The 8,468-nt window shown below is 58.1% G+C and carries 14 protein-coding genes and 3 tRNA genes; 10 read left to right on the forward strand and 7 right to left on the reverse strand.

Annotated features, from left to right (window positions below):
• The 10 genes from Q8Q83_RS16630 to Q8Q83_RS16675 all read left to right on the forward strand — a co-directional run.
• Positions 1 to 453: hypothetical protein (locus Q8Q83_RS16630; protein WP_305625241.1), on the forward strand; the 453-nt coding region annotated here is incomplete at its 5' end.
• 160 nt (positions 454 to 613) lie between these two features.
• A complete protein-coding gene (locus tag Q8Q83_RS16635; protein WP_305625242.1) occupies positions 614 to 799 on the forward strand; it encodes an AlpA family transcriptional regulator in 186 nt (61 codons plus the stop codon).
• Positions 799 to 2,301, forward strand: coding sequence for a hypothetical protein (locus Q8Q83_RS16640; RefSeq protein ID WP_305625243.1), 1,503 nt, complete (start codon positions 799 to 801; stop codon positions 2,299 to 2,301). Before Q8Q83_RS16635 ends, Q8Q83_RS16640 begins: the two co-directional genes overlap by 1 nt.
• Before the next feature lie 265 nt (positions 2,302 to 2,566).
• On the forward strand, positions 2,567 to 2,842 hold the full coding sequence (locus Q8Q83_RS16645) for a hypothetical protein (RefSeq protein WP_305625244.1): 276 nt from the start codon (positions 2,567 to 2,569) through the stop codon (positions 2,840 to 2,842).
• Positions 2,843 to 2,944: 102 nt separating this feature from the next.
• Positions 2,945 to 3,916: a phage major capsid protein gene (locus tag Q8Q83_RS16650; RefSeq protein ID WP_305625245.1), complete on the forward strand. Its 972-nt coding sequence runs from the start codon at positions 2,945 to 2,947 to the stop codon at positions 3,914 to 3,916.
• Between the two features lie 4 nt (positions 3,917 to 3,920).
• On the forward strand, positions 3,921 to 4,112 hold the full coding sequence (locus tag Q8Q83_RS16655) for a hypothetical protein (protein ID WP_305625246.1): 192 nt from the start codon (positions 3,921 to 3,923) through the stop codon (positions 4,110 to 4,112).
• The gene (locus Q8Q83_RS16660) at positions 4,109 to 4,339 is read left to right on the forward strand and encodes a hypothetical protein (protein ID WP_305625247.1); all 231 of its coding nucleotides are present in this window, start codon (positions 4,109 to 4,111) and stop codon (positions 4,337 to 4,339) included. Before Q8Q83_RS16655 ends, Q8Q83_RS16660 begins: the two co-directional genes overlap by 4 nt.
• A complete protein-coding gene (locus Q8Q83_RS16665; RefSeq protein WP_305625248.1) occupies positions 4,332 to 4,601 on the forward strand; it encodes a hypothetical protein in 270 nt (89 codons plus the stop codon). The genes Q8Q83_RS16660 and Q8Q83_RS16665 overlap by 8 nt, the downstream gene beginning before the upstream one ends.
• Before the next feature lie 133 nt (positions 4,602 to 4,734).
• Complete coding sequence (locus tag Q8Q83_RS16670; protein WP_305625249.1) at positions 4,735 to 5,028, forward strand: P27 family phage terminase small subunit; 294 nt, start codon at positions 4,735 to 4,737, stop codon at positions 5,026 to 5,028.
• On the forward strand, positions 5,028 to 5,270 hold the full coding sequence (locus Q8Q83_RS16675; protein ID WP_305625250.1) for a hypothetical protein: 243 nt from the start codon (positions 5,028 to 5,030) through the stop codon (positions 5,268 to 5,270). The genes Q8Q83_RS16670 and Q8Q83_RS16675 overlap by 1 nt, the downstream gene beginning before the upstream one ends.
• Before the next feature lie 537 nt (positions 5,271 to 5,807).
• On the opposite strand, the gene Q8Q83_RS16680 is transcribed toward Q8Q83_RS16675, so the two are convergent.
• The 7 genes from Q8Q83_RS16680 to pgsA form a co-directional block, all read right to left on the reverse strand.
• Positions 5,808 to 6,194, reverse strand: a complete 387-nt coding sequence (locus Q8Q83_RS16680; protein ID WP_305625251.1) for a hypothetical protein — start codon at positions 6,192 to 6,194, stop codon at positions 5,808 to 5,810.
• 20 nt (positions 6,195 to 6,214) lie between these two features.
• The gene (locus Q8Q83_RS16685) at positions 6,215 to 6,769 is read right to left on the reverse strand and encodes a Panacea domain-containing protein (RefSeq protein ID WP_305625252.1); all 555 of its coding nucleotides are present in this window, start codon (positions 6,767 to 6,769) and stop codon (positions 6,215 to 6,217) included.
• A 52-nt stretch (positions 6,770 to 6,821) separates the two neighbouring features.
• Entirely contained in the window at positions 6,822 to 7,166 is a 345-nt protein-coding gene (locus tag Q8Q83_RS16690) for a hypothetical protein (RefSeq protein WP_305625253.1), read from the reverse strand.
• Positions 7,167 to 7,319: 153 nt separating this feature from the next.
• Positions 7,320 to 7,406 (reverse strand) — tRNA-Leu (locus tag Q8Q83_RS16695).
• A gap of 246 nt (positions 7,407 to 7,652) precedes the next feature.
• Positions 7,653 to 7,726, reverse strand: a tRNA-Cys gene (locus tag Q8Q83_RS16700).
• Positions 7,727 to 7,764: 38 nt separating this feature from the next.
• Positions 7,765 to 7,840, reverse strand: a tRNA-Gly gene (locus Q8Q83_RS16705).
• 66 nt (positions 7,841 to 7,906) lie between these two features.
• Positions 7,907 to 8,467 carry a CDP-diacylglycerol--glycerol-3-phosphate 3-phosphatidyltransferase gene (pgsA, locus tag Q8Q83_RS16710; RefSeq protein ID WP_305625254.1) on the reverse strand — a complete coding sequence of 187 codons (561 nt, stop codon included), beginning with the start codon at positions 8,465 to 8,467 and terminating at the stop codon, positions 7,907 to 7,909.
• Position 8,468 lies beyond the last annotated feature (1 nt).

Consider the following 8,468-nt stretch of genomic DNA (forward strand, 5'->3'; position numbering starts at 1 on the left):
CCGAATTTTAAGCAGTCGCCAGGCCTGCTTGACTTGATGCTTGTCGTCCGTGACGTGCTGGCCGACGGCGCGACCGATAAATGGACAGTGGACGATTACCTCAGCCCAATTGAGCAGGCGACGCGCGAACTGATCGAGAGAAGGGTGAGCCAGCAGAATGCAAAGAACGCCAGCAACCCGCGACTTAAAGGACGCAATCCTATGAAGCAGCGCATTGTCGCCCTCATGAAGACGGAGAAAGGCAGCGGGGTGGCATTTGCGGATTTTCTGGCGGCATGGAAACGCGAACCGCAAGAAAGGCTGATCCTTAACACCCTCAACCCAAACGAAAGGCAAGATAAACAGCGGTTTGAGGTGATGGACGACGTAGACCCTTATGCAGGAGATGAGGAACTACTGACAACAAAAGAATACCCATTCAGCACACTGCGCGACTATTGGAGTGAGGCATAAAAAGCATGTGGGGCTAACGCCGTTAGCCCCTTTTTCACGGTGAGCATGGCCCTATATTCAAAGCAGGTAGGGTCTATTCATGCACAGCACAGTATTAAGCAACTCCAGCAACAACACAGCTAACACTCCCACCGAGACACTAGTAAGCCTACCCCGGCTAATGAGCCAGAAAGACTTAGCCGAATATCTCGGCAAGTCTATTGCCTGGTGTGAACGTGCCCGATGGGCAGGCGATGGCCCAGTGTTTGTAAAACTTGGGCGCAATGTCCGCTACCGCGCAGCGGATGTGCTGGCCTGGATCGAAGCCAATGCACGCATCTCTACCACCGGCGAGGTGCGCCATTAATGACCGACCGAAAAGAAGGCCAAGATCTGGGTGCAACCAGCATCGAGGCCCAATATCAAAGTGTGCCCGAAGATTATAACCCAGCCGACATTTCGCTAGAAGTACAGCCCGACTGGCTGCCCGAGTCTGTGCCTGACGAACTATATCAACAAGACAATGCCGAAACACTTCGCCGCGAAGCAGAGTTTCAGGGACTCGACAGGCCATTCGTATTCAAGCCAAAGGATGAAGAGGAGCTTATCGCGCTTGAGGATGCCGAACTGCATACAGTTGCGGCGCCAGCCCTCGCCGTGGATGAAGTAGACAGCGAGCTGCCCGGCCGGCTTGGCGATCTACAGTGCTGGCTTCTGAAGCGCATGAAACGACCCTCGCCGCTGGGTGCTGCTGCCGTAGTGCTGACGGTGGCCGGTCATCTATACGGGCGTCACTTTCTGGGGCCGACTGGCCTCGGGCAGAACCTGCTGACAGTGATATGCGCCCAGACCGGACGCGGCAAAGACTGTCTAGTGAAGGCGCCGCCGATATTGATTAGCGCGCTCGGTGAGCGGATGGCCGAAACGATCAGCGGGCAGTTTGCTAGCCGTCCAGCCCTGCACGAGCACCTGATGGAACAGCCGGCAACGCTGGCCGCGATTGATGAAGTCGGGCACCTGCTCCGCGGCATGGGCGATCACCGACAAGGGCATATGCACGACTTGGGTGGTTTCTGGCTCGAACTGTTCAGCGCGCCAGACAACCCTTCCCTACGCCCTAGACGGCGGCGCAAAGAGGGCAGATCGACGGATCTGCGCCCTATCAAATGGCCGCACTTCTCATCGGTAGGCGCCACAACGCCGGCCATGCTTGGTGAAGCTCTATCCGCGCAAATGACCGCAGCCGGGCAGCTCAACCGGATGTTGCTGGCGACCCTGGACGATTGGAACGGCCACCGGCAAGACCCCGACTTTGGCGCGGGCGTGCCTGAGTGGTGGAAACCCTGGGCGCTAGAGCAGATGAAACGGGGCAGTCAGGGCGATCAACCGCCGTCCCGTATGGGCTGGCATGGCGAAGCGCGAGAAGTATGGCGGCGCCGTGCAGATGCACTTGAGGACGCCCTGGAGCATGAGCCGGAGACGACGCGCGAGCTTCGGAATCGTGATGCAGAGCATGCGCTCAAGATTGCCCAAATCCTGGCTTTGTCGGACGGACAAGACGAGGTAGAAGCGCGCGATATTCATTGGGCCTTTGCCTATGTCGAGCGCCTGCAGTGGGGGGTGCTCCAGCTCTGCAGGGCCGAGGGCATCCTCGCAGGCGGCACGCTGGACGCGGTGGCGGAATCTGTTGTGCAGGTGCTGCACAAACGTGGCTACGCGATGACCGAGGCGGAACTGGGCAAGTTCTGCCGCCCCTTTGGAAGAACGAAAGGAGGCGACCGCCAGCACGTTCTAAGGCTACTCCAGGAAAGTCATGGGGTGCGCAAGATACATGGCGAGCGCGGAGCAGTTCGGTATTGCCCGGCTTAGCGCGACAAACCGCGACAGCCCCCTGTCGCGGTTCGCAAGCCCCGTGCTAGAGCTGTTCCAGTACTAATAGAGACAAAAAGGACACATATACACACACACCAATAAAGACAGGGTGTTTCTGTGTATCCGTATTTTTGTCGCGCTAAGTCTATCAGCCGCTCTATTACGCGGGTTTTAACAGAGACAGCAAGTGTCGCGTTAGTGTCGCGATAGTCGCAGTTAAACAGCAACAACCCGCCGCCAAAGAATTATACAGGTAACTCCAATGACCGAATCTCTAGAAGCCCGCATCGCCTCAACAGAGAAACAACTGATCGCCGCCGTTAACGAACTTGGCGCCACCCTGACCGGCGATTTACGCGTGAGCGAGGAAGTTGCAGCGCAGTTACTTGGTACAACTCCGGGCGGACTTAAGCAAGCGCGGCATGAGGGTCGCGGCCCTAGAGCATATGCAATAGGCGCAGGATCTAGAACGCGTATTAGCTACAGGCTTTCCGAACTCGCCACTTATATAGAAGAAAGTTTCGAGAGTTTTTATTAAGCATAGGTAAGTTAACGCAAGTTGGCGCAATGGCTGTTTCATATTAACCAGCGGACAATATCTACAACACTCGCATACTGTGAGTTACGGAGATATATACCAATGCGTAATGCGCACGATGTTGTTAAGGCACTTCAATGTTTAATCGCGGCAGATAGTCGCCCGGCTCAAGCAATCGAAATTGCTATTGCGCGCGGTGGCCCAGAATCGGCAGCAGCACGGATACTGAAAAGTTGGGCGCTAACTCCCGAAAGTGTCAGCCCTGAGGCAAATTACTCATATCGTGAGCTGTTGCAGTTGGCGGCTCGACAATCGCTGATAGCGCAGATTCGAGCTGTCCAGCCGATGCGCCGCGTGCCGTTCGCAACACCAGTGTTAGTACAAAACTACAGTGATGGCGCTGGCTTTGTGGCCGAGGGCGGATTGATTCCCGCAGGGTCGATGAGCTTCGATCAGGTGCGCCTGCAGTCGCGGAAAGTCGGTTCGATTATTCCGGCGACACGCGAGTACGCGCTGATGGTCGATGGCGAGGCTTTCGTGACCGCCGACCTGACCCGCGCCATCGCGGCAGCCGAGTCGCTCGCGTTCATCGGTGACGATGCAGGCACCGACGAATCGCCGGCCGGCGTCCTGTATGGCGTCACCCCAGGCAGCGGATCGAACAACCCGGCAAACGACATATCGGCGCTGATCGACAGCTTCGACGGCGACCTCTCGACCAGCGCGATCCTGACCAGCCCTAAAAATGGCGTGCAGCTGCATGCCGCTGGCTTCGAGACAACCGGCGCGCGTGGCGGCGAGCTGGCAGGCATCGCCCACGTCGCGCACCGAGCTGTCCCGGCCGGCGTGGTTGTCATCATTGACGCAGCCCGCGTGCTGATAGCGGACGACTATGGGCTTGAGCTGGCTGTTAGCGGTTCCGCGACCCTCGACCTGGGCGATTCGAGCGGTGCCGCGACCGGCGAGTCCGTGTCGATGTACCAGACGAATACAGTCGCCTACCGCGCGCTGCGTCAGATCAACTGGCAGGCCGCGCCCGGCTCTGTGCACTACCTGAATAGCGTGGGCTGGTGATCCCATGAACACGACCGATCGTGAAATTCTGGCGCGTGGCTTGGCGCAGGCGATGGCCCCCAGGCTTAAGCAACTCGACGCCGAGCAGGCCGACAACCTGGAGCTGATCCAGGATCTGCAGGACAGGCTGACAGTCGCTGAGCTGACCATGCAAGGTCTGGCGCTTCGCTTGGCCGAGCTGGAGGCGAAGCAATGAATCGCAGCGATAACGAAGCTGAAATTCTGAACGCACTTGGCCATCTCATCGGCCAGCACGCTGACTGGCTAGACGGCCGCACGTTTCAGCGGCTGTGCGGCCTGGCTGCCGACGCGTACTTCGAGCCGGACGACCTCGACAGCGAGCTAGATCCCGATGAGGTGCCCGGCCTGCTGGCCGATCTGCTGGGCCGCGAGCTGGGCCTGGAGGGTTTGGCCGATGCCTAAATTTCAATGGCATGGCGGCTGGGGCGATGACGCTGCACACAAACCCGGCTGGCGTTCCGTATTACCGCCGCCACCGGCCCAAGTATATGCGTTGCTCGACCGGGCAAAGGCGGTCGGGCTCTGGCTTCGATGGGCGCGTGACCCGACAGCCAAGCGCCGTTTCGGTGGTCGGTATCGGTTGGTGAAGGCCGGCACCGAGGATGCCCTGCTGATCACCGACGACCTCGACCTGATCGCTGCGCACCTGAACAGGCTTCGATAGGTTTTGGCTATCAAGTACACCGGGGGGGCGTTAGACCCTTCAAATAACGTAAAACAAAGGACCGCGACCGACCCTTTGCGCACATTTTTCGGGCATTTTTTAACGAAACCGGAAACCAGATGGAGTCATTCATATGGCTGAAATACAACCACCGGCCACCCTCGAAGAAGCAGGCCGCGAGCTGTGGAAGACGGTGCTGGCTGAGTACGACCTTGGCGGCACCAGCTTGGTTATCCTGCGATCCATGTGCGAGGCCGCCGACCGGGCCGCACAGTGCCATGCCCAGCTTAAGCAGGACGGGCCTATTGTGCCCGGCGGCTCGGGGCAGCCGGTAGCGCATCCTCTGCTAGCCATCGAGGTGAAGGCTCGGGCCGCCATGCTGGCACACGCGCGGGCGCTGAAACTCGACCTTGCTGGAGGTGAGTGATGCCCACGCTAGACCGCAGACTCCGCAGCCGCAATAGCAACAAACTACCCGCCCGAGTCCGGGAGCTGTTCGAGAGCGGAACCGGTGCCGAACATATGCAGGACGCCGAGCTGATTCGACTGTGGGTGGCCCACGGTTCCGAGTTTTGCCGGGCCGGCCTGTTCGTGCGCGGCTGCTGGATCATGGAGCAGCCCGCCGCGCTGATCCGCGTGGCCGGGCAAGAGTGGCCGGGCAATGCCTAAATCGCTTGGCCTGGAGGATGCGGACGAAGCCCCACGCCCTGAGCCATATCAGCGCCTATGGCTGATGGTGTTGATTCAGCTTCTCGACGACGCCGCTAGGCGTAGGGCTGGCGGCAAGCCGCGTGGCGGTAGCCGACGCGATGGCGAGGCTGCTTTGGCGCAGGTAGTCGAGTGCGGCCCGGAGCTGCGTTTCGTGTGTCTGATGGCCGGCCTAAATCCCGTCTGGGTTAGCGAGAAATTCATCGCAGGCACCTGGCCGGGCCGGATCGGGAAGCTGCGTGGTTTTCCGTTGCGGCGTGGCGACAGCGAGGATGATTAGGCCGGCCAGCTGAGACTGTGGCGGCGACCCCGAGCCCCTGCACAGCAGCCTGCTCGGCCACTTGGCACGGTAGCTGTGAGTGTGGCCGGCATCCCGCTCTTCTGCATGGTCAAGGTGCCGATGCTGTTGTTCGGCGCCATGGCCTGGGCCTGCTTTCATGCGGGAAGGAGTAGTTGCAGGCGGAGGTAGCGCCGACCGGTTGAGGCCCCTAGCCGTGCTCAAAGCGACTGATCAATCAAGCTTTCCTGATGAGCAGAAATATCATCACACCCCTTCGCACAGAACTGAATATTGCGAAGAAGCTCAGCTGGAAGCACTCCAAACGGGTAGACCTGACCTTGGGCGACTTTCTGCGCCAGTTCGTTGGCATCCAACTCGTAAAAGTCACCAAGGCATACCCAGGTATGCTTGGGGAAACAACAGCAGCCGGCAGTTAGCAGGAAGGCTGGAAAACGGTTGGCTGACTGACAGCCAAAATCGTTGCGGTAGCGGTGCCCTTTTGAAGTGGTTTTGACTGCCAGCAATGTCGCGTCGACGCGACCAACTATGACCAAGTATTTGTCCTTGGTCGTGCCATCGTCAAAAACAAAGCTGCGATGCAGCAAAACCTTCCCTGGAACCAATCTCAAGCCCTTAGCGCTGAAATCATCTCATCGCGGTCGTGGATGGCCTCACCCATCAACTCCGCGTCCTGAGCAAGCAATGACATGGTGTAGGGGATTTGTGCTTGCTTGCGGCCCTGCACTTCATACACCTGGTGCCAAGGCAAGTTCTCAAGATGAGTGGCCTCAATCATGTCTTCGGCCAGCGTATTTTTGAACTGCTCTGCCAGAGCTTGCATGATCTTGAGCTCGCGCTTGGAGAAGTGCGTGCGATCAAAGTCGCTCAGGGCGTCGACCGTGAGCATGACACCCTTCTTGACCTTGATTGGCTCGAACTTCACCTGCCCATTCCATTCATCGCCTGGTTGCTCAATTTCTTCGAACAACGCCACCGGTACAGGCCCCTTCTTCCAGGCGAAATAGTCCATTCCGGTCACAGAACGGCCAGTGTCGCGGAAATGGGTGAAATCGAGAAAATACAACAACTTGAACAGCTTGATCTTGCCAAGCCGGTTCGTGTTCTGGGCGAAAAACTTCACGACTTCGATCAGTTTTTCGCGGTTATGAGTGATAAGCATGGGTGTATGTTAGCACCCGTGCTCTGATAGAACCTATACCCCGCGCCACTCACTACAGTGCCCTCACCGTCTCGATCCGCTTCCCTACCATCTCCGTCAGCCGGTTCTTGAACACCTGCAGACGATCCAACTCCCAGGCGCTGAGCCGCACCATGTCCATGCGTGCATTGATCGCTCTCAGTTGCCGCTGCACCTTGCGCAGCGCCAGTATGTCGCGCTTCTCGCCGACCAGTTCCCTGGCCTCCTCTGTCCGACCCAGCTCCTGGTGAGCGCACCAGGCCGCGCCGCATGGGCATGATGCGTTAATCGTGGTCGTGCCACATGACGGCGAGACGCCGCCGCGATTCTGGTTCGCCTCGGTACCCCTGGCAGGCTGCTGGCGCTGAGTTTCAGTCAAAGGTGAGGCCGAGTACGCCGCAGAGCTAATCCGCGCCCTACGCCCCGCCTGAGCGATCAGTGCGGGGTTTTCTTTTGTTGGTGCTGTGCTAGCCCGGTGATAGCCCGCTAGAAACAAAAAAGGGCTTAGCTTTCGCTAAACCCTTGATTTATATGGTGCCCCGAGCCGGAATCGAACCGGCATGACCTTGCGGTCGTCAGATTTTAAGTCTGATGTGTCTACCGATTTCACCATCGGGGCTTTTTTAACAATTTGCTACATATCTGCTACATACCAAGATCAAGACCTTATAAATCATTGATTTTCATGGATTTTTATCAGACAACAGACCTATTTTAAGTCCCTTGCGTCTACCGATTTCGCCATTCGGGCGGTAGAGCTGGTGTCGCGAGGTCTGGACTATATACAGCCAGTGCGCGCCTCGCAAGGCTTGCAATTTAAAATGAAAAAGCCTCGTAAATCATGGATTTACGAGGCTTTTCTAATTGGAGGCTGAGGTCGGAATCGAACCGGCGTTCACGGATTTGCAATCCGGTGCATAACCACTCTGCTACTCAGCCTTGAAACTAAACGGGCCGTTTAAACGGCCCGTTAAAATTGGAGCGGGAAACGAGACTCGAACTCGCGACCCCGACCTTGGCAAGGTCGTGCTCTACCAACTGAGCTATTCCCGCTTGTCGTGCTGACGGCCGCCATTCTATAGTTTCAACGCGCCCCGTCAAGCCCTTGATTCAAAAAACTTATTTCTTTTTGACGGTGGGGCTGAGGTGCGGCCAGGCTGCCATCAGGTACTGCACCATCGACCACAGGGTCAGCACGGCGGAGATGATCAGCAGCGCATAACCCAGCACCACCCAGGAGGTGAATACCGGCGGGTTGGCCAGTAGCACGATCAGGGCAACCATTTGTGCGGCGGTTTTCCACTTGGCCAGGTTGGAGACGGCCACCTGCGCCCGCGCACCCAGTTCCGCCATCCACTCGCGCAGAGCCGACACCACAATCTCGCGACCTATGATGATGGCCGCCGGCAGAGTCAGCCACAGGTTGGAATGCTCGTCGACCAGGAGCACCAGGGCCACGGCCACCATCAGCTTGTCGGCAACCGGATCGAGGAAGGCGCCAAACGGCGTGCTTTGCTCGAGGCGCCGCGCCAGATAGCCATCCAGCCAGTCGGTGGCCGCGGCACAGGCGAATACCGCGCTGGCTGCCCAATAGCTCCAGCTGAACGGTAGATAGAACAGCAGAATAAAGAAGGGAATCAGCAGAACACGGAGAACGGTAAGCAGGTTGGGGATATTCATC

Source organism: Pseudomonas sp. (assembly GCF_030696055.1).
In the GTDB taxonomy this organism is placed as follows: domain Bacteria; phylum Pseudomonadota; class Gammaproteobacteria; order Pseudomonadales; family Pseudomonadaceae; genus Aquipseudomonas.